The organism is Rhizorhabdus histidinilytica (assembly GCF_900167915.1).
Lineage (GTDB): Bacteria > Pseudomonadota > Alphaproteobacteria > Sphingomonadales > Sphingomonadaceae > Rhizorhabdus > Rhizorhabdus histidinilytica.
The window spans coordinates 1-26412 of the sequence record NZ_FUYM01000001.1; the positions used below are offsets into that span (position 1 = coordinate 1).

A 26412-nucleotide genomic window follows, 5' to 3' on the forward strand; every position below is an offset into this window, starting at 1 on the left:
GGAAGATAACGGCGCTTCTGCTCCTCCGATCCATAGGCGTAGATCGGGTACATGACGAGGCTCGACTGCACCGACATCATCGAACGATAGCCCGAATCCACCCGCTCGACCTCGCGCGCGACCAGGCCGTAGGCGACATAGCTGGCATTGGCGCCGCCATATTCCTCGGGAAGCGTCGCGCCCAGCAGGCCGGCGGCGCCCATCGCCGGGAACAGTTCGGGCGCATCGACCTCTTCGCGATAGGCCGCGATCACCCGCGTCTGCAGCTCGGACTGGGCGAAGCCGTGCGCGGCGTCGCGGATCATCCGCTCTTCGTCGGTGAGCTGATCGTCCAATCCGAACGGATCGGCCCAGTCGAACGCAGCGAATTTGGACATGCGGATCTCCCTTCGGCGAACTGTCTGACCGACTTGCAAAATCCTGACGAGAGCCGAAAAGAGGATATTCAATCGCGATTTGGAATAAAGAGATGATCGATGGCGAGGGGCTGGCGGCGTTTATCGCGGTCGCGGACCTGCGAAGCTTCTCGCGCGCGGCCGACCGGCTGGGCATCGCCCAATCGGTGGTGAGCAAGCGGCTGCGGCGGCTGGAGGATCAGATCGGCGCCCAGCTCATCGATCGTTCGGTCCGTACCGATATCCGCCTGACCCGCATAGGCGCAGCCTTCCTGCCGGAGGCGTCCGAGGCTTTCGCCAAGCTGACGGCCACCGAACGGCTCGGTTGGAACCTCGGTCGCGGCAGCAGCGGGCCGTTGCAGATCGGCTTCGTATTCTCGGCGGCGATCAGTGGCGTCCTGGGCCGCATATTGTCTGCGCTGCGCAAGGAGCTGCCCGACCTTCGGCTCGTGCCCCGCTTGATGGAAACGCCCGAACAGCTCGCCGCACTGGATGCGGGGCGGCTGGACATCGGCCTGATCCGCCCGCGCCCCTCCTATCCCGCCCGATGCCGTGCGCTGCAGGCGCATTGTGAAGATCTGGTCGTCTGCCTGTCGGCCGAGCATCCCTTGTCTGCCCAGGCCGCCCTGTCGCCCCGCCAATTGGCCGACCAGCGCTTCATCGTTCCACAGTTTCACGAGCAGGTCGGGCTGATCGACAATATCCGCAGGCTTGCCGAGGCGGGGGGATTCGATTTGCAGCCGGTCGTCCGCACCGACGACTTCGTCACCGCGGCGTGCCTGGCGGCGGCTGGCGAAGGCGTGGTCCTGGCCCCGGCATCGCTCTCCAGGCTGCAGCTGGACGGGCTGCAATACAGGGCGCTCCGTGATTTCGACGAGCAGCTCCGGACCATGCTCGTCCATCATGTCGAGGCACCGGGCGAGGCGCTGCGCGTCATCCTGCGGACATTGGAAGGCACCGCTCCACATCCGTGACGCGCCGCCTTTCGGTTCATCCGCGCCCGGCAGGGCGGAAATCCGTGGACCTCGCCGCCGGTCCGCCGCTAGGGTCGGGACATGAGGGACGCGATCACCACGACCACCGACGGTGCGACCGGGCGCCGCTACACGCAGGCGCGCGGGCGGGCCCGGCGCGAGGCGCTGGTGCAGGCCGCGCGCGACTTGCTGCAGGAGCGTGAGATCGACGACATCACCCTGCCGATGGTGTCGGAAGCGGCGAATATCCCGTCCAGCTCGACCTATCACTTCTTCCCCGACCTGCGGGAGCTCTACAAGGAGCTGGCGCGGACCATCTCCGACGAGATGGCGAGCGTCGAACCCACGGTCGGCGCCGATGCGTCGTGGCAGGCGATCATCGGCACCTTCCTCACCGCTTCCGCCGACTATTTCAATGCCGACGCGGCGGCGCGCCAGCTCATCCTCGGGCCGCGGACGACGCCCGACATCCGCCAGGCCGGCTGCCATGACGACTATCGCTTCGGCGTGCAGCTCCACGCGGCGCTGAGCGCACGCTTCCACCTGCCCGAACTGGCCGAGCCGGTCGCCATCTTCTTCCGCGCGATCGTCATCGCCGACGCCTTCTTCGCGCTGTCGGTGCTCGAGGACGGGGTCATCACCCGCCACATGGTCGAAGAGGCGAGCCGCGCTGCCACCGCCTATCTGGGCAACTACCTGCCGCCGGTCCTGCAGCGCAAGCGCAGCCACTGAACGAGGACGGCCCAGTCCCCCCGCCAGGGAACCGGGCCGTCGATCGGCGATGAGGACCGGGAAGGGGGTTCACCGGTCCATATCCCCGAACCGGAACTAGAGCATCGGCAGCACCTGCTTCGCCGCGCGCTCGCCCTCCAGCGCGGCGGTCTCCCACATCTGCGCGCCCGACAGCTCCGAATGGCCGAAGGCGATGCGGTGCCAGGGCTCGCGCAGCACGTCCTTCGCCGCCTTCTGGCCGTTGCGGCCGAAGTGGAAGCCGGGCGGGGCGACCATATAGGCATGGCCCTGCCGGTTGGTGACGATCCCGGCGATGTCGCGTTCGGCGTCGAAGCCATAGGGGCCGAACATCTTGGTGAACTGGTCGCGCACCTGCGCCTCGATATCGGCATAGGACATCGAGAAGAGCATCATCCTCGCCTGGGTGCACTGGTCGGGCCATGCGACGCCGGGGATCAGGAAGGGGATGTACTGCGTCAGCACCACCGGCTTGTTCGGATCCAGCGGCTGCGGTTCGTGCCCGTCGATGACGAGGTTGCGGCGCAGGCTCGTCCACCAGCCGAGCCCCTCGAACCAGCGGATGCCGGCGACGCCGAGCTTGTCGAGGAACTTCCAGTTCCTGAGCGCGACGTTGATCACCAGCATCGGCGCATGGTGGAATTCCTGCATCGCCGCGCGATACTTGGCGTCGATATCGTGACAGATGCGGCGGTTGGCGTGCTGCTGCCCGGCGCAGATCACCGCCTTGCCGCGCACGCTGACCAGCTTGCCGTCCTTGTCATAGGTGACGCGCACCGTCCTGGCCCTGGCCGGCTTGCCCTCGTGGACGACAGAGAAGACCGTGCTCGACAGGCGCAGCCGCACCCTCTGACCGGGCAGATCGAGCTGATCCCAGCGGACCTGGCTTTCCATCAGCCCGTAGAGGCTGTCGTCGCCGCTCAGCGCCTCGGGCTTGGCGAGCTTCAGGAAACGCTTCGCGGCGATCGTGTTGCCGCCCGGGAAGGTCGCCAGAAAGATCGTATCGGTGGGGTCGGCGCCGCCATGCTGATAGCGGTAATAGCCGATCACTCCCGGCATCAGGTAATTATAGGCCGAATAGGCGGAGATCACGTCGCCGCCCTGGCCGCAACCCATGGCGGCCATCACCGGGTTCAGCACGTCGAGCACGCCGTCGATACAGTCGGCCGGCACCTCGGCGACGTTCAGCAGGAACTCCCTGTAGGTCATCGTGTCGAGCCACTGCGCCCAGTCGTCGCGGACCGGCGGCGTGCGGTAGAGCTCGAGGTCGACCAGCGCCTTCTTGACCTTCTCGGGAATGGGCGCGTCGCGGAAGCCGTTGCGCCACGGATTCTTCACCATGCCCTTGCCCTCATAATAGAAGGCGGTGTCGGCCATCTCCCAGGAGATGTGCATCGGGCCCCAGGCGTCACGCGGCACCAGGATCGGTTGCGACAGGTTCTCGGGCTCCTGATAGGTGAACTCCTCCGGATAGCCGAGTTCCTTGAGGAACGGGCTGCCGAAGCCGAATTGCTCGGCCGGCGCGAAGGGGACGACGATGCCGGTGGAGCCCTGGGGCGCGGTCAGGCGATAGCCGTCGACGTCGAACTCGTTCTGCTTGGCCTCGCCGCCGAAGATCGCGTGCTGGTCGAGGATCAGGATCTTCGCCGACGGATTGTCGCGCGCGGCGACGAAGGCGGAGGTGAGGCCCGAGATGCCGGCGCCGACGATGATCAGGTCGTAGAGATCGTCCACCAGCGGGGCGTCGGCGATCCGCTTGTCGAGATCGCCGTTGCGGATATGGCCGTGGGCGGCGTTGACGACGACATGGGTGTTGCCGTTCTTGCCGGCATAGTCGCCGACGCCGCCGGGGCCGGTCCAGTCGGGTCCCAGTCCGGTGAGCGGACTCGGCACGGTCTGCGCCTGTGCCCCGGCCGTCATCGCCGGCGCGCCCATCGTCAGCAGCGCCGCGCCCGACCCGATCATGGTGCCGCCGATGAAGTCCCGGCGCGTCACCTTTTCTTCCCCTAGTCCGTTCATCGTTGCTGGTCCCTCCCGTCCGGCCTTCCGCCGGTCACGCCCCGCATAGTGCCAAAGCTCGATCTCGCTGGCAATCGAGATTCTCGATTCGAATTGACTTTCTTGTGGAGGTGGAATTTTACGCCGCTACTGAGCCCTAGAGCCAGGCCGTTGATGCGATATTGCCTTATAAATATAGGTATTTTAATAATTTTTGATTGTAGAGAAGAGATGTTTCCCGCCCGATTGACAGGGACTGGATGAAGCGAGATACTCGATTCAATTCGAAAAGTAGCTCGAATGAAATCGAGTCGCAGCAGGGACGGTCACCACAAGGGGAGCAAGGAAATGACGCACCGATTTTCGAAATGGCTGGTATCTGTCGCGGCCGCCATGGGCGGGGCAGGGGGCGCACTGGCACAGGCTTCGGCGGACAGTGCTGCGCTCGATCCGAACGAGATCGTCGTCACCGCGCAGAAGCGGACGCAGAGCGCCCAGGCGATCGGTGTGGCGGTTTCCGCTCTCGGCAAGGACAGCCTCGCCGCGCTGGGCCGGCAGGACGTGTCGGCGCTCGCGACACAGGTGCCGGGGCTTCAGGTCAACCAGTACAGCCCGACCGTGACCGTCTTCAACATCCGCGGCGTATCACAGAACGACTTCGCCGACAGCCAGGAGGCGCCGATCGCCTTCTACAACGACGAGGTCTACATCAGCGCGCTCGGTGCCATTTCGGGCATGACCTACGACCTCGAACGGGTCGAGGTGCTGCGCGGCCCGCAAGGCACGCTGTTCGGCCGCAACGCCACGGGCGGCCTCGTCCAGATCGTCTCGGCGAAACCGACCGACCATCTCGATGGCTTCGTGACCGCGACCGTCGGCAGCTATGGCCAGGTCGCCACCGAAGGCGCGGTTGGCGGTCCCTTGAGCGACACCCTGAGGGCGCGCCTCTCCTTCACCACCAACCATGGCGGCGCCTATATAAACAACCGGATCGGCAGGGATCTGGGCGGCTCGAAATTCTATGCGGGCCGTGTCCAGCTCGCAGGCGACGTCGGCGACGGCGGCAAGTTCAACATCAAGGTGCAGGCGCTCCGCAACGATCATGACCGGCAGGGCGGCATCTATTCGCATGCCTCGGCGGTCCCCGATGCGCTCGGCCTGGGCACCTTCATCGGAACGAACGAGAATCCGTGGGGTACCTGCAACGGTTGCGACGCCCTCGGCTATGCCGAGCCCGACCGCGATCCTTTCACGGCATCGTTCAATGGACCCAATCGGTTCAACCGGACCTTCTGGGCGGTCACCGCACGCTATGAACAGGATCTGGGCGGCGCGACCCTGACCTCGATCACCGACTATCAGGATTTGAAGAAGCGTTACGGCGAAGATGCCGACATGTCGCCGGCCACCAACTTCTCCTATTCGACGGCCCAGGACCTGTATCAGATTTCCCAGGAGTTGCGCCTTTCGGGCGATACCGATCGGCTCAACTGGCTCGCGGGTCTCTACGGCATCAAGATTCACACCCGGAACGGCTATGTCACCGACACGACCGGCGCCTTCGGCCTGCTCGAGCAATATGACAGCGTCCTCGACACCGAATCCGTCGCCGCCTTCGGCCAGCTCGAATATCGGCTAAGCGACCAGTTCACCGTCATCGGCGGGCTGCGCTATTCGAAGGACTGGAAGCGTTTCGATTTCGTCCATTCCGAAAATGGCGTGCAGGATTTCGTCTTCAACAAGACGCTGTTCCCGGCGTTCGCCAAGCGCCGCTTCGGCGATTATTCGGGCAAGATCGAGATCGACTACCGGCCCAGCCGCAACGCCTTCTTCTATGCCAGCGTCAATCGCGGCACGAAGAGCGGCGGCTTCGCGACCCAGGCCTTCGGTCCGTTCGATCCGGCCGAGCTCAGCTTCGATGGCGAAGTGCTGACCAACTATGAAGGCGGCATGAAGCTGACGCTGCTCGATCGCACGACCACCTTCAACGTCGCCGGCTTCTACTACAAATATAGCGGCTATCAGTCGTTCGAGCTGGTCGGTGTCACCCAGCTCATCCGCAACAAGCCTGCCCGCATCAAGGGGCTGGAGGTCGAATTCACCACCCGGCCGATCGTCGGTCTATACCTCCAGGCCTTCCTGACCCTGCTCGACGGCGAGGTGCGCAACGTCAGCCTGCCCGGCGGTGCCGTGCTCGACCGGGACATGCCGCAGGCGCCGTCGGTCAGCGCGGGCGGCCTGATCCGCTACGAATTCGCGGCCGGGCCAGGGCGGCTGGCGTTCCAGACCAACTGGAAGCACGACAGCCGGCAATATTTCTCGACCTTCAACGCGCCGGTCGATCGCGAGCCGGCCCGCTGGGTAGGCGATGCGCGCGTCTCCTATGCGTTCGACGACCTGCCGATCGAGGCGGCCTTCTTCGTCAACAACCTGACCGACCGGAAGTACCGGCTCTACAATCTCGATCTGTCGGGGCCGTTCGGCTTCACCCAGCAGACCTTCGCCCGCCCGCGCCGGTTCGGCGGCAGCCTCACCTATCGGCTGAAATGACCCCCTCGAAAGGAAAGATGGAAGATATGTCCAAGTCCGTTGCTCTGCTGGCGTCCGCGCTTCTCGGCCTGTCGGTGCTGCCGGCGTCGCCGGCGCTCGCGGCCGATCCAGCTCCCGCGGTCGGCGATCTGCCGAGCGCCGGCGGCGCTGCCGTCGCCGAGTTCCGCCGGCAGGTCGACGCGCTCTACCGGATGAAGGAAGCGGCCTTCGCCAGGGATGACGCCGATACGATCGTCGATCGCTTCTACACGCGCGACGCGATCACCTTCGGGCCTGAGGGCAAGCCGGTCATCGGGCGGGAGGCCTTTCGCGACGAATATCGCAACGTCGTGAAGATCGCGAATGTGAAGGTGGAACCGGTCGCCACCCATGTCGGCACCGACGCCGCGTGGGAATGGGTCAACTTCCGCGCTTTTCCCAAGGACAAGACGCAGAAGCCCTTCACCTTCATCATGCTGTTCGTCTTCGCGAAGAAGGATGGCCATTGGATCTCGGGCGGCGACGCCTACACCGTCGGCGAGTTTCCCAAGGCGGGATGAGAGGAAGGAGCTTGGTATAACCCGCTCATCCTGAGGAGGGACTGAGCCTTGACGAAGGCCCGTCTCGAAGGATGTTTCGAGCCTCGAACGGCCCCTTCGAGACAGCATTTCGACTACGCTCGATGCTTCCTCAGGGTGAGCGGAGACTTTTGATCCGGACCCTCAGGATGAGTGGATATGGTGAGGGGAGGGCGGTTTCAGCCGCCGGTTGCGGCTGTATGGCCCCTTCCGTCCGGGCCGTTGGCAGGCGGCAGGTTGTGGCTGGCGACGGCTGTGGCGAGGTCGAGCCAGCGGATCGGTTTGACCAGCATATGGGTCATGTCGTCCCGGGCGTCGCAGCCACGCGGATCGCCTGTGATGAACACCACCGGGATGCTGCCGAGCGAGCGGCGGATCGACGCCACCGCGTCCACGCCCGATCCTTCGCGCAGCCTGCAGTCGGCCGTGATCAGGTCGGGCGTGCGATCGAGCGCGGCCGCGACCGCCGCTCGTTCGGTCTGGGCAAGATCGCAGCTATCCGCGCCAAGTTCGCTTAGGAAGCATTCAAGATGCGATGCGATCAGCGGCTCGTCTTCGATGATCAGGACGTGCATGATCCTCTCCACCGATTCAGGGTCGTCAAGCCATCGACTTGAACAAGGTTCCCCATTCATCGACCAATTGGCCGAACCTCCAGCTTAACCGATGTCGATTTCTCGGCCAACCAGGAAAATTCGGGGCACTCGTCGTCGGTTTTTCGGTGGTCGCCGCGCCCGGCGCGGCCGTCACTCCGCGAACAGCGCAGCGAAGTCGTGCGCGGTCTTCTCCAGCCGCGTCAGCGCGTCGTCGACCTCCCCGTAGCCGTCAGCGAGATGGTCGATGTCGCCCGCGACATTTTCGGTATCGGTACGGATCGCGGCGATCGTCGAGGACATGGAATCGGCGGCGAGCGCGGTCTGGTCGACCGCTGCGGTGATCGTCGTCACCGTGCGCGCCTGGACGTCCATCGCTTCGCGGATGCGCGCGGCGCAGGCCTCGACCTCGCCCACCGTGGCGCGGATCGATCCGTTGGCGTCGACGGCCTGGGCGGTCGCGGTCTGTATCGCGGTGATCTTCCGGGCGATGTCGTCGGTCGCGCGCGCGGTCTGGTTGGCGAGGTTCTTGACCTCCTGCGCGACCACCGCGAAGCCGCGACCGGCCTCGCCCGCGCGAGCGGCCTCGATCGTCGCGTTGAGCGCCAGTAGGTTGGTCTGCCCAGCGATGTCGCGGATCAGGCCGAGGATCGACTCGATCGCGCGCGCATGGTCGGACAGCGCCTCGGACACCGACAGCGCCTCGGCCGACTGGCCGGCGGCGCGGGTGGCGACCGACGCGGCGACGTCGACCTCGCGGCGCGCCTCCTCGATCGCGCGGATCAGGCCGGCCGCGGTCTGCGCGGCATCGCGCATCGCGGTGGCCGATTGCTCGGCGGCGGCGGCGACCTCGGACGTCTTGCCGAGCATGCCGCGCGCCGATTGCGAGGCGAGGCTGGTCTGGTCCCGCAAGGTCGCCGACCGGCGCGAGGTGCCCGCGAGGATGTCACCGATGTCGGTGCGGAACATCTGGCTGGCCGATTCCCGCAGGATGAGCGAGCGCTGGCGCCGGATGGCGTTGAAATAGGACAGGTTGAGCTCGAGCTGGATCGCGCCGAGCATGTCGATCGTGCGCTGCGCGGACAGGACGAACGCCATGTCATCGGGAAAGCGCTCGGCGATCCGGTCGACGATCATCCCGTTCTCGCGCGCGGTGTCGAGCAGGATGGTCGGCAGCGGAATCTTCAGGCTGTAGACGAGCCGGCTGTTGAAGCCGAGGATACGGATCCAGTCGGCGTCGATCGGCTGCGAATAGACGTGGCGACGGCGCTCGATCAGGTCGTCGACCCGCAGCGCGAGGAAGGCGTCGACATCGCCCTCGGCGCTATTCGCCAGTCGTTGGAGCTTGGGCGTCCAGTTCTCGCGAAGGACCTCGACGATCGTGTCGGAAGCGCGCTCCCACAAGGCGGCGAGCCGCTGGTGCAGGCCGGCCTCCCGGTAATGCGACACGCGCTCCGCGATCTCGGCCTCGGTCAGCACCGCTTCGATAGGCGCCAGCGGCGCCGAAGCCATATCCATCGATCCCTCTCCCTTCGGGCGCGGATCATAGCCGGATATGGTTAACGACGCGTTGAACCCGCCAGGGTGAAGCGCACCAGCAGCGCCGCGCCGCCCGTCGTCACCGGGACGGCGGTGTCGACGATGTCGAGCCGGTCAAGCTCGTCCTCCCCGATCCGTTGCGGTTCGAGAGCCAGGAGGAAGATTGCATCGCCGCCCGTCACCTCGGCGCCCGCTGAGAGGCGCCGCATCTCGACGTCGCACCGACCGCGCCGGGCCATGGCGTTGAGATCGACGACCGGGCCGGCAATCGGTTCGCCGGCGATCGGTGCTCCGCCGTCGAAAGGGAAGGGCGCGCTGCCGCCGTCGAGCGTGACGTCGAGCCCGGCACCGGACAGGCGCAGCCTGCCCTCCAGCACGGCGAGTACCCGGTCGACCCCGTCGAAGGCGGAGAAGGCGCCGGTCTGCTCGACCCGCGCCATGCTCAGCCGCCAGACAAAATCGTCCATGCCGGCGTCCGGCGGGAATACGGCGATCTCGCGCGTCGTCCCGCCGCCGTTCTTCCACGGGACCGCCGGGCGGTCCGCGATCCGGAGGACCCGGTTCACGATCAGCCGAGGATGCCGGGCAGGTCCAGCCCTTTGTCGCGCGCGCAGTCGAGCGCGATGTCGTAGCCGGCATCGGCATGGCGCATCACGCCGGTCGCGGGATCGTTCCACAGCACTCGTTCCAGCCGCTTCGCCGCGGCCTCGGTGCCGTCGGCGACGATCACCATGCCCGAATGCTGCGAGTAGCCCATGCCGACCCCGCCGCCATGGTGCAGCGACACCCAGGTCGCGCCCGATGCGGTGTTGAGCAGCGCATTGAGCAGCGGCCAGTCGGACACCGCGTCCGATCCGTCCTTCATCGCCTCGGTCTCGCGATTGGGGCTGGCGACCGATCCGCTGTCGAGATGGTCGCGGCCGATCACCACCGGCGCCTTGAGCTCGCCCTTCGCCACCATCTCGTTGAAGGCGAGGCCGAGCCGGTGCCGGTCGCCGAGCCCGACCCAGCAGATGCGCGCGGGCAGGCCCTGGAAGTGGATGCGGTCGCGCGCCATGTCGAGCCAGCGGTGGAGGTGGTGGTTGTCGGGCAGCAGCTCCTTGACCTTGGCGTCGGTCTTGAAGATGTCCTCGGGATCGCCCGACAGCGCCGCCCAGCGGAACGGGCCGATGCCGCGGCAGAACAGCGGGCGGATATAGGCGGGGACGAAGCCGGGGAAATCGAAGGCGTTGGCCACGCCCTCGTCCTTCGCCACCTGGCGGATGTTGTTGCCATAGTCGACGGTCGGCACGCCCGCCGCCTGGAAATCGAGCATCGCGCGGACATGGACCGCCATCGACGCCTTGGCCGCCTTCGCCACCGCCTCGGGCTCGCGCTCGCGCCGCTCGATCCATTCGGCGACCGTCCAGCCGGCGGGCAGATAGCCGTTGACCGGATCATGGGCGGAGGTCTGGTCGGTCAGCAGGTCGGGGCGGATGCCGCGCCGGTACAGCTCGGGCAGAATCTCGGCGGCATTGCCGAGCAGGCCGACCGACAGCGGCTTCTTCGCCGCGCAGCTTTCCTCGATGATCGCCATCGCCTCGTCGATCGTCTCGGCGGCGCGGTCGAGATAGCCGGTGCGCAGGCGCATGTCGATCCGGCTCGGCTGGCATTCGATCGCGAGGCAGGAGGCGCCCGCCATCACCGCCGCCAGCGGCTGCGCGCCGCCCATGCCGCCGAGGCCGGCGGTGAGCAGCCAGCGGCCCGACAGATCGTCGTCATAATGCTGACGGCCCATCTCGACGAAGGTCTCGTAGGTGCCCTGAACGATCCCCTGGGTGCCGATGTAGATCCAGCTTCCCGCGGTCATCTGGCCGTACATCGCCAGGCCCTTGCGATCGAGCTCGTTGAAATGCTCCCAGGTCGCCCATTTGGGGACGAGGTTCGAATTGGCGATCAGCACGCGCGGCGCGTCGGCATGGGTGCGGAACACGCCGACCGGCTTGCCCGACTGGACCAGCAGGGTCTGGTCGGCTTCGAGCCGCTTCAGCGTCTCGACGATCCGGTCGTAGCTTTCCCAGTCGCGCGCGGCGCGGCCGATGCCGCCATAGACGACCAGCTCCTCGGGCCGCTCGGCCACGTCAGGATGGAGGTTGTTCATCAGCATGCGCAGCGGCGCTTCGGTCAGCCAGCTTTTCGCCGACAGCTCGGTGCCGGTCGCCGGCCTGATCACGCGGCTGTTGTCGAGACGGGTCATCGCAGGTCCTTTCAGTTTCGGGCGAAGGCGAGGCAGGCCGTCAGGATCGCGCGCAGCTCGGCGATGACGGGGCTCGTCGGGTCGAAGGGGGCGGGCCAGTTGTCGGGCCCGGGAGCGTCGGGTTCGTCGAGATAGGCGCGCATCGCCAGCTCCATCTGGATGGCATGGATGCCATCGGCGGGGCGACCGTAATGGCGGGTCGTCCAACCGCCCCGGAAGCGGCCGTCGAGGACATGGCCCCAGCCCGTCGCGGCGGCGATTTCGGTGACGGCTGCGGCGAGCGCGGGATCGCAGGTCGCGCCGTTGTTGGTGCCGATGTTGAACAGCGGCAGTTCGCCGTCGAACAGGCGCGGCACCCGGCTCAGGATCGAATGGGCGTCGTAGAGCACGACCTTGCCGTGACGCGCGCGGAGCCGGTCGAGCTCGGCCGCCAGCGCGTCATGATAGGGATCGAACCAGGTCGACCGGCGCCAGCCGATCTCGCCGGCGTCGGGCGGCGCGTCGCGATAGAGCGGCTCGCCGGCGAAGGTGGTGGTCGGGCACAGCTCGGTCGTGGCCTGCCCCGGATAGAGCGAGGCGCCCGACGGATCGCGGTTGAGGTCGATCACGCTGCGCGAGATGCGGCTGCGGATCGTCGTCGCGCCGAGCGTATCCGCGAACCCGTAGACCTGGTCGATCCACCAGTCGGCATCCTTGCGCGCCAGCCAGGGCGAGACGAAGCTGCCTTCCAGCTCCTCGGGAATCTCGGTGCCGCTGTGCGGGAAGGCGACGACCAGCGGCGCCTCGCCCCGCGAGACTTCGAGCCAGTCGAGCATCACGCCAGGCCCGGCAATGCGATCGCCGCCGCCGTCACCAGCGCGCCCGACCGGACCAGCGCGTTCGCCGCCTCCATGTCGGGATGGAAATGCCGGTCATGGTCGAGCATCGGCACCTGTGCGCGCAGCAGGGCGCGCGCGGCTTCGAGTGGGCCGCTCGACCGGAGCGGCGCGTGGAAGTCGCACCCTTGTGCGGCGGCGAGCAGCTCGATGCCGACGATCGCATTGGCGTTGGCGGCCATGTCGAGCAGCCGCCGCGCGCCGTGCGCCGCCATCGAGACATGGTCCTCCTGGTTGGCCGAGGTCGGCAGCGAGTCGACGCTCGCCGGGGTGGCGCGCTGCTTGTTCTCGGAGACCAGCGCGGCGGCGGTCACCTGCGGGATCATGAAGCCCGAATTGAGACCCGGCTGCGGGGTCAGGAAGGCGGGCAGGCCCGACAGCGCGGGATCGACCAGCATCGCGATCCGCCGCTCGGTGATCGAACCGATCTCGCAGATCGCCAGCGCGATCATGTCGGCGGCGAAGGCGACCGGCTCGGCGTGGAAATTGCCGCCTGACAGCGCCTCGTCGGTATCCGGGAAGATCAGCGGATTGTCGGAGACGCCGTTCGCCTCGATCTCCAGCGTGGTCGCGGCCTGGCGCAGCAGGTCGAGCACCGCGCCCATCACCTGCGGCTGGCAGCGCAGGCAATAGGGGTCCTGCACCCGCGCGTCGTCGACCAGATGGCTCGCGCGGATCGCCGATCCCGTCATCAGGCGGCGCAGCGCGTCGGCGGTCTCGATCTGGCCGGGCTGGCGGCGCAGCGCGTGGATGCGCGGATCGAACGGGGTGTCCGATCCCTTGGCCGCCTCGGTCGCAAGCGCGCCGGTGACGAGCGCCGAGCGGAAGATCGTCTCGGTCTCGAACAGCCCGGCCAATGCGTTGGCGGTCGAGAATTGCGTGCCGTTGAGCAGCGCCAACCCTTCCTTCGGGCCCAGCGTCAGTGGCGCCAGCCCGGCGCGGGCGAGGGCGCCCTCGGCGCTCAGCACTTGTCCGGCCACTTCGATCTGGCCGACGCCGATCATCGCCGCCGCCATGTGCGCGAGCGGGGCGAGGTCGCCCGAGGCGCCGACCGAGCCCTGCGACGGCACCACCGGGGTCAGCCCGGCGAGCAGCATCGCTTCCAGCATCTCGACCGTCTCCGGCCGCACGCCCGATGCGCCCTGGGCGAGGCTGGCGAGCTTGAGCGCCATCATCAGCCGGACGACCGGCGTGGGGGAGGGGGCGCCGGTCCCCGCCGCATGGCTCAGCACGATGTTGCGCTGGAGCGTCGCCAGGTCCTCGTCGCCGATCTTGACGCTGGCGAGCTTCCCGAAGCCGGTGTTGAGGCCGTAGACCGGCTTGTGCTGGGCGATGATCCGTTCGACCGCCGCCGCGCTTGCGGCGATGACCGGAGCCGATGCGGGATCGAGGCTCGGCGCCGCCCCCTGATAGATGGCACGCCAGTCGGCGAGCGGCACGGCGCCCGGCTTGAGGAGGATGTCGCTCATAGACCTTTCCAGATACGGGTGTGGAGGGGATTGAAGCCGATGCGGTAGACGAGCTCGGCCGGGCGCTCGATGTCCCAGATGGCGAGGTCGCAGCTCTTGCCCGGTTCGAGCGTGCCGATCTCCGCCTGGAGGCCCAGCGCGTGGGCCGCGTTGCGGGTGACGCCGGCCAGGCATTCGTCGACGGTCAGGCGGAACAGCGTCGCGCCCATGTTCATCGTCAGCAGCAGCGAGGTGAGCGGCGAGGTGCCGGGGTTGCAGTCGGTGGCGATCGCGATCGGCACGCCCGCCGCGCGCAGCCCGTCGACCGGCGGCAGCTTCGTCTCGCGCACGAAATAATAGGCGCCGGGCAGCAGCGTCGCGACGGTGCCGGCGCGCGCCATCGCGGCGATGCCGTCCGCGTCGAGATATTCGAGATGGTCGGCCGACAGCGCGCCCGCCTCGGCCGCCAGCTGCGCGCCGTGCAGGTTGGAGAGCTGTTCGGCATGGAGCTTGACCGCCAGGCCCGCCGCCCGCGCCGCATCGAACACGCGCTGCGTCTGCGCGGGCGTGAAGCCGATCCCCTCGCAGAAGGCGTCGACCGCGTCGGCCAGCCCTTCGCGCGCGGCGGCGGGGATCATCTCGCGGCAGACCAGCTCGACATAGCCGTCGGCATCGCCGGCATATTCGGGCGGCAGCGCGTGGGCGCCGAGCAGGGTGGTGCGGATGCCGACCGGCCGGGCCTCGCCCAGCCGCCGCGCCGCGCGCAGCATCTTCAGCTCGTCGGCGACGGTCAGGCCGTATCCCGACTTGACCTCGACCGTGGTCGCGCCCTCGGCGATCAGCGCGTCGAGCCGGAGCAGGGCGAGCTCGACCAGCCGGGCCTCGTCGGCGTTGCGGGTCGCGCGCATCGTCGAGACGATGCCGCCGCCGGCGCGCGCGATCTCCTCATAGGAGGCGCCCGCCAGCCGCAGCTCGAACTCATGCGCGCGGTCGCCGCCATGGACGAGGTGGGTGTGGCAGTCGATCAGCCCCGGCGTGATCCAGCGGCCGTCGAGAGTCTCGGCCCGCTCGGGATCGAAGGCCGGCGCGTCGGCCGCCGACCCGGCATAGAGGATGCGCCCGCCGCTCGCCGCGACGACGCCGTCCTCGACGATGCCGAGGCCGTTCCCCGCCATCGTCGCCAGCCGCGCGTCCCGCCAGAGCCTGTCGCATCGCATCCCGTCGAATCTCCCTTGCCCACCATCATTGCACCGACTCTCAATAATGTATAGACATTATCGTGAGAGGTGACGATGAGCGGCCAACAGTCTTTCCATTTCGACCGGATTTTGCTGCCCGAGGGCTGGACGAGGGACGTCGCGATCACGGTGCGCGACGGGCTGATCGCCGCGGTAGTGCCGGGCGCCGCGCCGGTCGCGGGCGTCGAACGCCACGCGATCGCGCTGCCCGGCCTGCCCAACCTGCACAGCCACGCCTTCCAGCGCGGCATGGCGGGGCTGGCCGAGGTCAATCTGGGCGGCGACGACAGTTTCTGGAGCTGGCGCGAGACGATGTATCGCTTCGTCGCGCGGCTGACCCCCGATCATCTGCACGCCATCGCCGCGCAGGCCTATGTCGAGATGCTGGAGACCGGCTTCACCCGCGTCGGCGAGTTCCACTATCTCCACCACGACATCGGCGGCGGCGCCTTCGCCGATCCGGCGGCGATGAGCCTCGCGATCATCGAGGCGGCGGAGGAGACCGGGATCGCGCTGACCCATCTGCCGGTCTTCTACGCCCATGCCGGCTTCGGCGGCCTCGCGCCGGGCGAGGGGCAGCGCCGCTTCATCCACGATGTCGACGGCTATGCGCGCCTGATCGACCGGTTGCGCGCGCCGATCGCGACCTTGCCCGACGCGGTGCTGGGCGTCGCGCCGCACAGCCTGCGCGCGGTGACCCCCGACGAGCTGGCGGCGGTCGCGACGCTCGGCGACGGCCCAGTCCACATCCACATCGCCGAACAGGTCAAGGAGGTCGAGGACTGCCTCGCCTGGAGTGGGGCGCGGCCGGTCGAATGGCTGCTCGGCAACGCCCCGGTCGACGCGAACTGGTGCCTCGTCCACGCGACCCACATGACCGAGGACGAGGCCCGGCGGTCAGCCCGGAGCGGCGCGGTCGCCGGGCTCTGCCCGATCACGGAGGCCAATCTGGGCGATGGCATCTTCTCCGCCGATCCCTTCCTCGCGGCGGGCGGAGCCTGGGGCGTCGGATCGGATTCGAACGTGCTGATCGACGCGAGCGAGGAGCTGCGCCTGCTCGAATATGGCCAGCGGCTCGCCCATCGGCGACGCAACCGGCTCGCCCCGGCGGGCGCGTCGGTCGGCGACACGCTGCATCGCGCGGCGGTCGCGGGCGGGGCGCGGGCACTCGGCGCGCCGGCGGGGCTGGCGGTCGGCCACCCGGCCGATTTCGTGACGCTCGACGCCGATCATCCGGCGCTGGCCGAGCGCGACGCCGGGCTGCTGACCGACGGCTGGCTGTTCGCCGCCGGCCGGCAGGCGGTCGATGGGGTCTGGCGGCGCGGGCGCCGGCTCGTTACGGCAGGTCGCCATGCCGATCGCGCGCGGATCGCCGCGCGCTATCGCCGGGTATTGGGGGAAGTGCTGGCATGACGCGCGTCGCAATCCACGATCGTATCCGCCGCGAGATCGAGGACCGGATCATGTCGGGCGCCTGGGAGGCCGGGCACCGGCTGCCGCCCGAACATGCGCTGATGGCCGAATATGGCTGCTCGCGGATGACCGTCCACAAGGCGATCGACGGGCTGGTCGATCGCGGGCTGATCGAGCGGCGCAAGCGCGCGGGCAGCTTCGTCGCCGCGCCCAAGGTCCACCGCGCCGCGCTGGAGATTCCGGATGTCGCGAGCGAGGTCGCCGCGCAGGGCAAGGAGTATCGGCTTGGCCTGATCTCCCGGATCGAGCGCGAGGCCGACCAGCGCGACCGCGAGCTGCTGGAGATAGCGGGCGGCCCGGTCCTCGCGCTCCACTGCCTCCACCGCGCCGACGGCAAGCCCTTTGCGCTGGAGGAGCGGCTGATCAGCCTCGTCGCCGTCCCCGCCGCCCGCGATGCCGATTTCGCGCAGCAGAGCCCCGGTGCCTGGCTGCTCGCCCATGTCCCCTGGACCGACGCCCGCCACCGCATCAGCGCGATCGCCGCGACCCGCACGATCGCCGACCGGCTGGCCGTGCCGCAGGGCAGCCCCTGCCTCTCGGTCGAGCGCTGGACCTGGCGCAACGACGCGCGGATCACCTATGCCCGCCAGGTCTATCCCGGCGATCGCCATGCGCTGGTGGCGAGTTTCCTGGCCTGAGCGAACTGGCATAATCCTCCATTTGGGCCATTTGTTCTTTATTTTTTCCGCTCATTATGTCATGCGTTAGGGCTGAACGATGATGGAGCGGATAATGGAAGATACCCAAGCGAAGCGTGTTGCCTTCATGCTGCGTCAGTTGGGGCTTCTTCCATCTCAGAACAGAGACCCATGGCCAAGCAACGGTACGTTTGCAACGTTCGGCCAATCTGGACGACCTGCTCAGTCGACTGAACCTGATATCGTGCGATGGGCTCGTGAGCAGCGAGAACGTCAGAAATCGCCCTCGCGCTTTCCGGAGATGGCCTCTTCCGGAAGCAAGCCGAAGCCGTCTCAAATGCCGAGCATTCCTGTGGGCCTTTCGAAGAAAATGGAAGAATTTCTTCACCAGCAGGCGCCGGAGGTGGACTGGTCGAAAGTTAGAACGAAAGTGGGTGGGAACAGGTGGGGGTCCTATGCTTCGACCGATGGAAATATGGTCTCCTTTTCAGAACCGCTTGATAGGGTTCACCCTAGGGATTTCTTTCATGAGATGGCCCATATTCCCGATTGGCAGGATGGATCGCTCACGACCTTGAAATATATTCGTGACGCGCTCTTGTCGGCGGCGAGTTATGCCACGAAGGCGGGGGCGACTTATGGGACGTTTGGATCTCCGGTAGCGCCGGCGGACCCTTCGGACGCGATTTGGGGGGAGATTCCCTATGAGAAGGCTGCGAACACGCGAGCCGAAGATTGGTACAAGGCATGGTATGCTGGAAAGTCGCCCAAATAAAATCACGATGGTGTTGCTTGCGGCCAGTCTGTTGGTAGCCTGCAAGGGCAAATACGCCGACATGTCGTTCGAGGAAATCCAGGCGATGGCCCGCAGGCTGCCGCTGGCCGAGCGGTATGATTTTTACCTTGAGGTTCGCGGCAATTCGCGCCTGCCGCCGAATGATCAGGTGAAATATGACATCGTTGCCTTGGGCGATCCGGCGTGGCGATATACGATCGGGCGGGCGATGCGCAATTCAGGCGAACTGAGCAGGGCCTTGCCAGTGCTCAGCGCTTTCGGGCGGTCCTGCACAAAGGCCGAATATCGGCATTTGCGCGATGCCGTGAAGCGGCTGACCTATGACGGCACCGACGATCAGCGATATATGTTCTCCTCCGTGGACACGGCCTGCGGACTGACATCGCCGCAGCGTGGTCCCCAAAAATACGAGACACTCAACGCGGCGCTCGACTTGCAACCTTGAGGGGGCCGACGCATTCTTTCCTTCCCAGGGAGAGAGGCAGACATGCGGCTCGACGACGAAAGCGAAAGCACCAATTACGAGATCCGGTCGGGACGCGGCGGCGGCGGCTTCGGCTTGCCGGTCGGTATCCCGCTCGGCCGGGGCGGGCTCGGTTGCGGGTCGCTGATCCTGATCGGCATCATCTCGCTGGTGCTCGGCGTCAATCCGCTGACGTTGCTCGGCGACGGTGGCGGGCAGGGGCCGGTCGTGCAGCAGCAGTCGCAACCGGGCGAAGCGCCGGGATCGTCGGGCGAGAAGACGCCGGTAATGAGCCGGTCGCTCAAGGTGCTCGGTTCGACCGAGCGGGTCTGGGGCCGGCTGTTCCAGGAGCAAGGCGGCACCTACCAGCCGACCACTTTGGTCTTCTATTCGGGCGGCACCCAGGCGGGCTGCGGCTTCGCCAACGCATCGGCGGGCCCCTTCTACTGTCCGGCCGACAAGCGCATCTTCCTCGACACCAGTTTCTTCGACGAGCTGAGCGGCCGCTTCGGCGCGCCGGGCGACTTCGCCCAGGCCTATGTCATCGCGCATGAGGTCGGCCACCATGTCCAGGACCTCGAAGGCACGCTCGACAAGGTCCATGCCGCGCAGAACCGGCTGAGCGAGCGCGAGGCCAATGCGTTGCAGGTCAAGGTCGAGCTGCAGGCCGATTGCTATGCCGGCGTCTGGGCGGCGCAGGATCGCAACCTGCTCGAACCCGGCGACGCCGAGGCGGGGCTGCGCGCGGCGGCCGCGGTCGGCGACGACACGCTCCAGAAGGCGAGCCAGGGCTATGTCGTGCCCGAGGGCTTCACCCATGGCAGCGCCGCCGATCGCCAGAAATGGCTGCGCATCGGGCTCGACAGCGGCGATCCGGCGCGCTGCGACACCTTCGGGTCGCGAGGCCCCTGATGCAGCATTGGCCGGACCGCCTGTGGATCATCCGCCACGGTCAGAGTGCCGGCAATGTCGCGCGCGACGCGGCGCACGAGGCGGAGCTCGACCGCATCGCGATCAGCGGGCGCGACGTCGATGTGCCGCTCAGCCGGCTCGGCGAGGAGCAGGCCGACGCACTCGGCCACTGGTTCGCCTCGGGCGCGGAGGGCGACCGGCCCGACGTGCTGCTCTCCTCCCCCTATCGCCGCGCCCTGCAGACCGCGCGGCATTTCCGCGACGCGGGCGGGGCGGCCCCCGACGAGCGCATCTGCATGGACGAGCGATTGCGCGAGAAGGAGTTCGGCGTTCTCGACGGGCTTACAACCCGCGGCATCGCCAGCCACTTCCCGGACCAGGCCGGCTTCCGCCGCACGCTCGGCAAATTCTACCACCGGCCGCCGGGCGGGGAGAGCTGGTGCGACGTGATCCTGCGGCTGCGATCGCTGCTCGACACGGTGTCGCTGCATTATTCCGGGCGGCGGGTGATGATCTTCGCGCACCAGGTCGTCGTGCTGTGCCTGCGCTACATCATCGAGAATCTCGACGAGGCGGCGATCCTCGCGATCGACCGGGAGGGCGACGTCGCCAATTGTTCGGTGACCGAATATCGCTTCGATCCCGATGCCGGGCGGAACGGCAACCTCGTGCTTGAACGCTATAACGCCACCGCACCGATGGTGGCCGAGCATGCCGCGGTGACGCACGCGCCCGATCCGATCGTGGCGGCCCGCGGGTGAGCGCGCACGTCGCGATCGACGTCGCCTGGCGGAGCGCGCATCCGCTGCCCGATCATCATCCCGGAACCGACAAGAACCAGCGCGGCCGCGTTCTGCTGGTCGGCGGCAGCATGTTCGTCCCCGGCGCGCTGAGCCTGACCGGCGAGGCTGTGCTGCGCGCCGGCGCGGGCAAGCTGCAGATCGCGACGGTCGACGCGGCGGCGATGCATCTCGGCGTGCTCGTCCCCGAGGCGGCGATGATCGGCCTGCCCACCGCCAGGGACGGCGAGATCGGGCGGGGGGCGGCCGAGAAGCTGGCCGATGCCGTGGCCTATTGCGATTGCCTGCTGATCGGGCCGGGCATGGTGAGCCAGCCCAGCGCTCGCGCGCTGATCGAGGGGCTGCTGCCGCTGCTGCGCGAGGGGCAGGTGGCGATCCTCGACGCCGCCGCCATCTCCTGCGCGCGGGCCTGCGCCCCGCTGATCGCCGCGCAGCAGGGCAAGGTGATCCTGACGCCGCACCATGGCGAGATGGCGCGCCTGACCGGGATCGGCGAGGACGCGATCGATCATGACCCGCGCGACTCCGCCCGCGCTGTGGCGGCCGAGTTCGAGGCGGTCACCGTGCTCAAGGCCGCCGAGACCGTGGTCGCGGCGCCCGGCGGCGAGACCCTGCTTTATTCGAGCGACTGCGTGGGGCTAGCGACCGGCGGGTCGGGCGACGTGCTCGCCGGGGTGATGGCGGGCCTCGCCGCGCGCGGCGCCGATCCACTGACGGCGGCCGGCTGGGCCGTCTGGCTGCACGGCGAGGCGGGGCGGGCGGCGGCGCGGAGGATCGGGCCGATCGGCTTCCTCGCCCGCGACCTGGCCATGGAGATACCCCGGCTGATGGCCGGGGTCGCCAGTTCCGCGTCAGCCGCCGGGTAGTTCGGCGAGGCTGTCCCGTCCGATCGCGGCGATCGAGGTGGCGCCGGTGAGCGCCATCGCCACCCGCATCTCGGCTTCGATCAGCTCGAGCAGATGGGCGACGCCGCGCTGCCCGCCGCCGGCCAGCGCATAGACCCAGGCGCGCCCGAGCAGCACCGTGTCGGCGCCGAGCGCGAGCAGCCGGACCACGTCGAGTCCCGATCGCACGCCGCCGTCGACGAGGATCGGCAGCGATCCGCCCACCGCGTCGGCGATCGGCGGCAGGGCGCGGGCCGTCGACAGCACGCCGTCGAGCTGTCGGCCGCCATGGTTGGACACGACGATGCCGTCCGCGCCGCTGGCCACCGCCTCGCGCGCGTCCTCGGGGTCGAGAATGCCCTTCAGGATCAGAGGGCCCTTCCATTCGCTGCGGATGAAATCGAGGTCGCGCCAGTGGATCGCGGGATCGAAATTGCCGCCGACCCAGGCGAAGAAATCCTCCATGCCTTTTCGCCCGCCCAGCACCGGCGCGACATTGCCCAGATGGTGCGGACGGCCCATCAGGCCGACGTCCCACGCCCAGCCGGGCCGCATCATCGCCTGGCCGACCCGGCGGAGCTGCCCGCCGAGGCCGGGCGCGCCCGACAGGCCGCTGCGGCGGTCGCGATAGCGCGTACCCGGCACCGGCATGTCGATGGTGAAGACCAGCGCCGAGCAGTTCGCCTCGACCGCCTGCGCGAGCAGGTCGCGCATGAAGGCCCGGTCACGGATCATGTAGAGCTGGAACCAGAAGGGCCTGCTTGCCCCGCGCGCCACCTCGGCCAGCGGACAGGCCGAAACGGTCGAGAGGGTGAAGGGGATGCCCGCCGCCTCCGCCGCTCGCACCGCCTGCACCTCGCCCCGCCGCGCGGTGAGCCCGGCGAGGCCGATCGGCGCCAGCGCCACCGGCATCGCGAGCTTCTGGCCGAACAGTTCGGTCGACAGGTCGATCCCGGACACGTCGCGCAGCACCCGCTGGCGCAGCGCGATCGCCTCCAGATCGGCGATGTTGCGGCGGAGCGTCACCTCGGCATAGGCGCCGCCGTCGATATATTCGAACAGGAAATGCGGCAGCCGCCGCCGCGCTGCTTCGCGATAGTCGATCGCCGATGCTGCGATCATGCCCGTCTTGCCTCCCCTTTGATGGTCGTCCCGGCCGCTCGGCTCAGCCCGCGAAATTGCCGGCGAAGGCGACCTGGTCGAGCGGCTTGCGGTCGCTCGGCTTCTCGCGCTCGCGATATTTCTCGGGCAGCACCGAGGGATCGGCCTGGCGGCCGACCGCGGCCGCGGCCTCGATCCGGAAGCCGTCGGGCACGCCCAGTTCGCGTCGCGCCGCGTCGAAGTCGACGCCGGCCATGCCGTGCGCGCGCAGGCCCAGCTTCTCCGCCTGTAGCGCGAGCGACATCCAGGCGGCGCCGGTGTCGAAGCTGTGGGTGTGCGACGGGCTGTCCTTGAAGCTGGTGTCCGACACGAAGAAGATGAGCAGCGAGCTGTTCCCCGCCCAGGCCTGGTTGGCGGGGAGGAGCAGGCCGACGAAGCGGTCCCAGTCGGCGTCGCCCTTTTCCGCATAGAGCAGGCGCCAGGGCTGGGCGTTGAACGCCGACGGCGCCCAGCGCGCGGCGTCGAACAGCGTGTCGCGCTCCTCCGCCGACAGCCGCGATCCGTCGAAGGCGCGGGGCGACCAACGGTCGAGGAACAGGCGGTCGACTTTGGTATCGCTGCTACGGTCGGTCATTCGCGTCATCCTTCTGTCAGGGGGCGCTGCATGATTAGACGGCGAAGGCCTCCCCCGCCAATGGCCGGATCGGAAAAGTTGCGTTCGCGAATTCGCGCCGATTTACCGCTTTCCGAGCGGCGGCAGCACCACCGTTTCCAGCAGGTCGAGCGGCATCGCGCCGTTGCCGAGGACGAGCGCGTGGAACTGACGCAGGTCGAAGCGCTTGCCCATCCGCGCCTTCAGCCTGTCGCGCATCGCCAGCAGGCGGAGCTGCCCGAGCTTGTAGCCGAGCGCCTGACCGGGCCAGGCCATGTAGCGCTCGATCTCGGCGACGATCTCGCTCATCGGTGAACCGCTGTTCGCTTGCATATAGGCGATCGCCTGCTCGCGGCTCCATTTGAGCTGATGCATGCCGGTGTCGACGACCAGGCGGACGCAGCGGAACAGGTCGTCGGCGAGCCGCCCGACGTCGCCTGCCGGATCGTGCGCGTAGAGGCCCATCTCCGCCGCCAGCCGCTCGGCATAGAGGCCCCACCCCTCCTGATAGGCGTTGAAGCTGGCGATGCGCAGCATCAGCGGCGCCTGCGGCAAGGCGAGCAGGGTCGCGCCCTGGGTGTGGTGGCCGGGCACGCCCTCATGATAGCTCAGCGTCGGCAGGCCGTAGCGATGGACGCCGGCCATGTCGCGCAGGTTGATCCAGTAGATGCCGGGGCGCGAGCCATCGAGCGACGGGCCGTCATAATAGCCGCCCGGCGCCGAATCCTGGGTCGCCTCTGGCACCGCGCGGATTTCCAGCCGCTGGGCGGGGATCATCGCGCGCGGCAGGAACTGGTGCTGGCGCGCCTCCATGCCAGCGACCAGCTTGCGCAGATAGTCGAGCACCTCCTCGCGCCCGGCGGGCGTGTCGGGGAAACGCTGCTTCGGATCGTCGGCGAGCGCGTTGAGCCGGTCGCGCAGCGAGCCCCTGGAGAAGCCGAGCTGGCGGAGCCGCGCCTCGATCCGCGACGTGACCAGCTTGACCTGTTCGAGACCGATCCGGTGGATCTGCTCGGGTGTCTCGTCGCTGTCGCCGACCGAGCGGACATTGGCGGCATAGAGCGCCTCGCCATCGGGCTGGATCCAGACGCCGGCTTCCTCGCGGCCCTTAGGCAGCAGGTCGCGCACCCGGTTGCGCACCCGCTCGAAGCCGGGTCGGGCGCGCTTTTCCAGCGCCGCGATAGCCCGCTGCTCGGCGGCTTCGCGGGTGCGCGCATCGAGCCCGGCAGCAGCCATCCGGTCACGCAGCGCGACGATCATCGGATGCCGGTCGGCCGGTCCGGCGAGGAAGCTCTCGACCACCGGAAGCGTCTTTTCGAGCAGCGCGCGCGGCGGAATGCAGCCGATCGCCTCGTCCGCCTCCGATTTCTCGACCACTCCCGCGAAGCCCGTCGCGAAGCCGTCGAGCTTCTCGATCCAGGCGTCGACCTCGATCGGCGACGACAGCGGCTGCTGCGCGATCATCACGTTCGGCGTGTTCACCACGGGGCCGGAGATCTGGTTGATGACATAGGGCTCGTGCCCCGAGAACCAGAAGGGGTTGGGTCGGCCATAGCCGATCGCGGCGCTGCGCGTGCCGTTCTCGATCACCGCGGCCGCGATCTTCAGCCGGAGCTGGCCGAGCCGGTCGTTCTCGCACTCGATCTGTTCGATGGCGATGCCCGCTTCGCCCAGCGCGGTGCGCCAGGCTTCCTCCCCTGCGGGCGAATAATCGTCCATCGACCGCGCATAGGGGCCACCCGCCGCCGATCCCGCGACCCCGCCATAGGTGGCGATCTCGGGCGTGTGGCGCAGCAGCTTGAGCGTGATCGCGTCGACCGGCGTGGTGATCGGGCAGGGACCGGGCCGCTTCGGCGGCGGGGCGGGCTGCGCCGCCAGCGCGGCGGGAAGCACCGGGACGATGGCGGTCGCACCGAGCAACTGCCCGAAGCGGCGGCGCGAGACGGCGGGGACGTGAGATGATTCCATAGATGCTGCGGCATGTGGTGACATTTTCGGGGCGGGACGGCAACAGTCGGCCGATGTTCATCCTCGATTCGATTGAAGCTCCGGGCGGGCACGTCGCGCGGATCAGCCTCGACAGGCCCGCCGCGCGCAACGCGATCGCGATCGACCAGTGGCTGGCGCTCGCCGGCGCGGTCGTGGACGCCGCCGCCTCGGGCGCCCGCGCGCTGATCCTCCGGTCGGGCGCGCCCGGCATCTTCTCGGCAGGCGCGGACCTCGGCGATCTCGCCGGGCTGGTGGCCGATCCGGCGCTGCGGCATCGCTTCCGCATCGACATGGCGCGCGCCTTCGATGCGATCGCAGGCCTGCAGATCGCGACGATCGCCGCGGTCGACGGCGGCTGCTATGGGGCCGGCGTCGCGCTGGCGATGGCCTGCGACATGCGGATCGCGGGCGACGGGGCGCGGTTCGCTATCACCCCGGCCAAGGTCGGCATCGTCTATCCGGCGGGCGATGTCGCCAGGCTGAAGGCGCTGGTCGGACCGGGGCAGGCGATGCGGCTGCTCGCCACCGGCATGACGATCGACGCCGACGAGGCGCTGGCGATCGGCCTGGTCGAGGAGCGGGCCCGCTCGGCCGATGAGGCGGCGCTGGCGCTGGCCGAGGCGATCGCCGCCAATGCGCGATCGAGCGTCGCCGGGCTGAAGCGCATCCTGGCCGGCGACGAGGCCGCCGACCGGTTGTTCGAGGACGCGTTCGGCGGCGCCGACTTCGGCGAGGGGCTGGCCGCCTTCCGGGAGCGGCGCAAGCCGGCGTTCGGGGCATGAGCGACGTGCTGCTGATCGCCGATCATGCGTCGAACCATGTGCCGGCCGACATCGATCTCGACATCGATCCGGTGCTGCTGAACCAGCATATGGCGATCGACATCGGCGTCGAGCCTCTCGGCCGGCTGCTCTGCGCCCGGCTCGGCATGGATGGCATCTTCGGCCCGGTCTCGCGCCTCGTCGTCGACCTCAACCGTGAGGAGGACGCCCCCGGCCTGATCCCGTCCGAAAGCGACGGCTTCGCCATTCCCGGCAACAGGCTGCTCGACGCGGAAGGGCGCAGGGCGCGGGTCGAGCGCTTCTGGCGGCCCTATCACCGGACGATCGCCGATCGCATCGCGGTGGAACGACCCTGCCTGATCGTGTCGCTGCACAGCTTCACGCCGCGTCTGTCGGCCCGGCCGGAGGAGGCGCGGCCCTGGCAGGTTGGCGTCCTCTACAACCGGGACGACCGCGCCGCCCGGCCCGGCATCGCCGCGCTCCGCGCTGCCGGCATCGTCACCGGGGACAATGAGCCCTATTCGGGCAAGGTGCTCAACGCGACGATGAACATGCACGCGGAGGCGAACGCCGTGCCCTATCTGGGGCTGGAGGTGCGCCAGGACCTGATCGGCGACGAGGCGGGCGTCGCCGACTGGGCCGACCGGCTGGCGCCCGTGATCGCCGCGGTGGCGGACGGCCTGCGCAAGACGGCCCATGGCGGCTGAGCCGTTGCGCCGCATGGACGGTCGGCCGGTTCCTTGGTAGGCAGGACCATCGCCGGCATCGC

At 68.4% G+C, this 26412-nt stretch carries 25 protein-coding genes; 13 read left to right on the top strand and 12 right to left on the bottom strand.

The annotated features are described in order from the left end of the window. Nucleotides 1–377 (bottom strand): acyl-CoA dehydrogenase family protein (locus B5X82_RS00005; protein ID WP_176152420.1); only part of this gene is annotated, 377 nt, incomplete at its 3' end. Nucleotides 378–469: 92 nt separating this feature from the next. On the opposite strand from B5X82_RS00005, the gene B5X82_RS00010 reads away from it, so the two are divergent. Next, on the top strand, nucleotides 470–1369 hold the full coding sequence (locus B5X82_RS00010) for a LysR family transcriptional regulator (protein WP_079646003.1): 900 nt from the start codon (nucleotides 470–472) through the stop codon (nucleotides 1367–1369). Nucleotides 1370–1450: 81 nt separating this feature from the next. Continuing rightward, nucleotides 1451–2101: a TetR/AcrR family transcriptional regulator gene (locus B5X82_RS00015; protein WP_079646004.1), complete on the top strand. Its 651-nt coding sequence runs from the start codon at nucleotides 1451–1453 to the stop codon at nucleotides 2099–2101. A gap of 96 nt (nucleotides 2102–2197) precedes the next feature. Here the strand turns inward: B5X82_RS00015 and B5X82_RS00020 are convergent, their stop codons facing one another. Then, nucleotides 2198–4114 carry an NAD(P)/FAD-dependent oxidoreductase gene (locus B5X82_RS00020; RefSeq protein ID WP_235862555.1) on the bottom strand — a complete coding sequence of 639 codons (1917 nt, stop codon included), beginning with the start codon at nucleotides 4112–4114 and terminating at the stop codon, nucleotides 2198–2200. 351 nt (nucleotides 4115–4465) lie between these two features. On the opposite strand from B5X82_RS00020, the gene B5X82_RS00025 reads away from it, so the two are divergent. Continuing rightward, the gene (locus tag B5X82_RS00025) at nucleotides 4466–6667 is read left to right on the top strand and encodes a TonB-dependent receptor (protein WP_079646006.1); all 2202 of its coding nucleotides are present in this window, start codon (nucleotides 4466–4468) and stop codon (nucleotides 6665–6667) included. Between the two features lie 26 nt (nucleotides 6668–6693). Then, nucleotides 6694–7206 carry a YybH family protein gene (locus B5X82_RS00030; RefSeq protein ID WP_079646007.1) on the top strand — a complete coding sequence of 171 codons (513 nt, stop codon included), beginning with the start codon at nucleotides 6694–6696 and terminating at the stop codon, nucleotides 7204–7206. Between the two features lie 197 nt (nucleotides 7207–7403). Here B5X82_RS00030 and B5X82_RS00035 read toward each other — a convergent pair whose 3' ends face one another. The 7 genes from B5X82_RS00035 to hutI all read right to left on the bottom strand — a co-directional run bounded on the left by B5X82_RS00035 (nucleotide 7404) and on the right by hutI (nucleotide 15132). Next, the gene (locus B5X82_RS00035) at nucleotides 7404–7799 is read right to left on the bottom strand and encodes a response regulator (protein WP_079646008.1); all 396 of its coding nucleotides are present in this window, start codon (nucleotides 7797–7799) and stop codon (nucleotides 7404–7406) included. 171 nt (nucleotides 7800–7970) lie between these two features. After that, the gene (locus B5X82_RS00040) at nucleotides 7971–9335 is read right to left on the bottom strand and encodes a methyl-accepting chemotaxis protein (RefSeq protein ID WP_079646009.1); all 1365 of its coding nucleotides are present in this window, start codon (nucleotides 9333–9335) and stop codon (nucleotides 7971–7973) included. 41 nt (nucleotides 9336–9376) lie between these two features. After that, entirely contained in the window at nucleotides 9377–9922 is a 546-nt protein-coding gene (locus B5X82_RS00045; RefSeq protein ID WP_079646010.1) for a HutD/Ves family protein, read from the bottom strand. A gap of 2 nt (nucleotides 9923–9924) precedes the next feature. Continuing rightward, entirely contained in the window at nucleotides 9925–11592 is a 1668-nt protein-coding gene (gene hutU / locus B5X82_RS00050; RefSeq protein WP_079646011.1) for a urocanate hydratase, read from the bottom strand. A gap of 11 nt (nucleotides 11593–11603) precedes the next feature. Continuing rightward, the gene (gene hutG / locus B5X82_RS00055; RefSeq protein WP_079646012.1) at nucleotides 11604–12407 is read right to left on the bottom strand and encodes an N-formylglutamate deformylase; all 804 of its coding nucleotides are present in this window, start codon (nucleotides 12405–12407) and stop codon (nucleotides 11604–11606) included. Beyond that, nucleotides 12407–13936 (bottom strand): histidine ammonia-lyase, encoded by a 1530-nt coding sequence (gene hutH / locus B5X82_RS00060; protein WP_079646013.1) that lies wholly within the window; start codon nucleotides 13934–13936, stop codon nucleotides 12407–12409. Before hutH ends, hutG begins: the two co-directional genes overlap by 1 nt. Beyond that, entirely contained in the window at nucleotides 13933–15132 is a 1200-nt protein-coding gene (gene hutI / locus B5X82_RS00065) for an imidazolonepropionase (RefSeq protein ID WP_079646014.1), read from the bottom strand. Before hutI ends, hutH begins: the two co-directional genes overlap by 4 nt. Nucleotides 15133–15207: 75 nt before the next feature. On the opposite strand from hutI, the gene B5X82_RS00070 reads away from it, so the two are divergent. The 7 genes from B5X82_RS00070 to B5X82_RS00095 all read left to right on the top strand — a co-directional run bounded on the left by B5X82_RS00070 (nucleotide 15208) and on the right by B5X82_RS00095 (nucleotide 21101). Further along, nucleotides 15208–16566: a formimidoylglutamate deiminase gene (locus tag B5X82_RS00070; protein ID WP_079646015.1), complete on the top strand. Its 1359-nt coding sequence runs from the start codon at nucleotides 15208–15210 to the stop codon at nucleotides 16564–16566. Beyond that, on the top strand, nucleotides 16563–17264 hold the full coding sequence (hutC, locus tag B5X82_RS00075) for a histidine utilization repressor (RefSeq protein WP_079646016.1): 702 nt from the start codon (nucleotides 16563–16565) through the stop codon (nucleotides 17262–17264). The genes B5X82_RS00070 and hutC overlap by 4 nt, the downstream gene beginning before the upstream one ends. A 94-nt stretch (nucleotides 17265–17358) precedes the next feature. Beyond that, the gene (locus tag B5X82_RS26160) at nucleotides 17359–18039 is read left to right on the top strand and encodes a hypothetical protein (RefSeq protein WP_125724778.1); all 681 of its coding nucleotides are present in this window, start codon (nucleotides 17359–17361) and stop codon (nucleotides 18037–18039) included. Nucleotides 18040–18046: 7 nt separating this feature from the next. Further along, nucleotides 18047–18505: a hypothetical protein gene (locus B5X82_RS00080; RefSeq protein WP_235862556.1), complete on the top strand. Its 459-nt coding sequence runs from the start codon at nucleotides 18047–18049 to the stop codon at nucleotides 18503–18505. A 42-nt stretch (nucleotides 18506–18547) separates the two neighbouring features. Next, entirely contained in the window at nucleotides 18548–19435 is an 888-nt protein-coding gene (gene ypfJ, locus B5X82_RS00085; RefSeq protein ID WP_079646018.1) for a KPN_02809 family neutral zinc metallopeptidase, read from the top strand. After that, a complete protein-coding gene (locus tag B5X82_RS00090; protein WP_079646019.1) occupies nucleotides 19435–20196 on the top strand; it encodes a histidine phosphatase family protein in 762 nt (253 codons plus the stop codon). Before ypfJ ends, B5X82_RS00090 begins: the two co-directional genes overlap by 1 nt. Continuing rightward, the gene (locus B5X82_RS00095; RefSeq protein ID WP_079646020.1) at nucleotides 20193–21101 is read left to right on the top strand and encodes an NAD(P)H-hydrate dehydratase; all 909 of its coding nucleotides are present in this window, start codon (nucleotides 20193–20195) and stop codon (nucleotides 21099–21101) included. Before B5X82_RS00090 ends, B5X82_RS00095 begins: the two co-directional genes overlap by 4 nt. Here B5X82_RS00095 and lldD read toward each other — a convergent pair. The 3 genes from lldD to B5X82_RS00110 all read right to left on the bottom strand — a co-directional run bounded on the left by lldD (nucleotide 21087) and on the right by B5X82_RS00110 (nucleotide 24840). Next, the gene (lldD, locus tag B5X82_RS00100; protein WP_079646021.1) at nucleotides 21087–22241 is read right to left on the bottom strand and encodes an FMN-dependent L-lactate dehydrogenase LldD; all 1155 of its coding nucleotides are present in this window, start codon (nucleotides 22239–22241) and stop codon (nucleotides 21087–21089) included. The genes B5X82_RS00095 and lldD overlap by 15 nt on opposite strands. 43 nt (nucleotides 22242–22284) lie before the next feature. Continuing rightward, nucleotides 22285–22854 (bottom strand): nitroreductase family protein, encoded by a 570-nt coding sequence (locus tag B5X82_RS00105; protein ID WP_079646022.1) that lies wholly within the window; start codon nucleotides 22852–22854, stop codon nucleotides 22285–22287. A gap of 102 nt (nucleotides 22855–22956) precedes the next feature. Next, nucleotides 22957–24840 (bottom strand): DUF885 domain-containing protein, encoded by a 1884-nt coding sequence (locus tag B5X82_RS00110; RefSeq protein WP_235862557.1) that lies wholly within the window; start codon nucleotides 24838–24840, stop codon nucleotides 22957–22959. A gap of 2 nt (nucleotides 24841–24842) precedes the next feature. On the opposite strand from B5X82_RS00110, the gene B5X82_RS00115 reads away from it, so the two are divergent. Together B5X82_RS00115 and B5X82_RS00120 are read left to right on the top strand one after the other, a co-directional pair. Further along, nucleotides 24843–25643: an enoyl-CoA hydratase/isomerase family protein gene (locus tag B5X82_RS00115; protein WP_235862559.1), complete on the top strand. Its 801-nt coding sequence runs from the start codon at nucleotides 24843–24845 to the stop codon at nucleotides 25641–25643. After that, entirely contained in the window at nucleotides 25640–26350 is a 711-nt protein-coding gene (locus B5X82_RS00120) for an N-formylglutamate amidohydrolase (RefSeq protein ID WP_079646025.1), read from the top strand. The genes B5X82_RS00115 and B5X82_RS00120 overlap by 4 nt, the downstream gene beginning before the upstream one ends. The last annotated feature ends 62 nt before the right edge of the window (nucleotides 26351–26412 follow it).

Coding starts and splice junctions, on each gene's coding strand:
- hutC (WP_079646016.1), top strand. CDS start 16,563: ATGACGCGCGTCGCAATCCACGATCGTATCCGCCGCGAGATCGAGGAC.
- B5X82_RS00035 (WP_079646008.1), bottom strand. CDS start 7,799: ATGCACGTCCTGATCATCGAAGACGAGCCGCTGATCGCATCGCATCTT.
- hutU (WP_079646011.1), bottom strand. CDS start 11,592: ATGACCCGTCTCGACAACAGCCGCGTGATCAGGCCGGCGACCGGCACC.
- hutH (WP_079646013.1), bottom strand. CDS start 13,936: ATGAGCGACATCCTCCTCAAGCCGGGCGCCGTGCCGCTCGCCGACTGG.
- B5X82_RS00080 (WP_235862556.1), top strand. CDS start 18,047: ATGGTGTTGCTTGCGGCCAGTCTGTTGGTAGCCTGCAAGGGCAAATAC.
- B5X82_RS00040 (WP_079646009.1), bottom strand. CDS start 9,335: ATGGATATGGCTTCGGCGCCGCTGGCGCCTATCGAAGCGGTGCTGACC.
- B5X82_RS00025 (WP_079646006.1), top strand. CDS start 4,466: ATGACGCACCGATTTTCGAAATGGCTGGTATCTGTCGCGGCCGCCATG.
- B5X82_RS26160 (WP_125724778.1), top strand. CDS start 17,359: ATGGAAGATACCCAAGCGAAGCGTGTTGCCTTCATGCTGCGTCAGTTG.
- B5X82_RS00115 (WP_235862559.1), top strand. CDS start 24,843: ATGCTGCGGCATGTGGTGACATTTTCGGGGCGGGACGGCAACAGTCGG.
- B5X82_RS00070 (WP_079646015.1), top strand. CDS start 15,208: ATGAGCGGCCAACAGTCTTTCCATTTCGACCGGATTTTGCTGCCCGAG.
- B5X82_RS00105 (WP_079646022.1), bottom strand. CDS start 22,854: ATGACCGACCGTAGCAGCGATACCAAAGTCGACCGCCTGTTCCTCGAC.
- B5X82_RS00015 (WP_079646004.1), top strand. CDS start 1,451: ATGAGGGACGCGATCACCACGACCACCGACGGTGCGACCGGGCGCCGC.
- B5X82_RS00010 (WP_079646003.1), top strand. CDS start 470: ATGATCGATGGCGAGGGGCTGGCGGCGTTTATCGCGGTCGCGGACCTG.
- hutG (WP_079646012.1), bottom strand. CDS start 12,407: ATGCTCGACTGGCTCGAAGTCTCGCGGGGCGAGGCGCCGCTGGTCGTC.
- hutI (WP_079646014.1), bottom strand. CDS start 15,132: ATGCGATGCGACAGGCTCTGGCGGGACGCGCGGCTGGCGACGATGGCG.
- B5X82_RS00030 (WP_079646007.1), top strand. CDS start 6,694: ATGTCCAAGTCCGTTGCTCTGCTGGCGTCCGCGCTTCTCGGCCTGTCG.
- B5X82_RS00090 (WP_079646019.1), top strand. CDS start 19,435: ATGCAGCATTGGCCGGACCGCCTGTGGATCATCCGCCACGGTCAGAGT.
- B5X82_RS00110 (WP_235862557.1), bottom strand. CDS start 24,840: ATGGAATCATCTCACGTCCCCGCCGTCTCGCGCCGCCGCTTCGGGCAG.
- lldD (WP_079646021.1), bottom strand. CDS start 22,241: ATGATCGCAGCATCGGCGATCGACTATCGCGAAGCAGCGCGGCGGCGG.
- ypfJ (WP_079646018.1), top strand. CDS start 18,548: ATGCGGCTCGACGACGAAAGCGAAAGCACCAATTACGAGATCCGGTCG.
- B5X82_RS00120 (WP_079646025.1), top strand. CDS start 25,640: ATGAGCGACGTGCTGCTGATCGCCGATCATGCGTCGAACCATGTGCCG.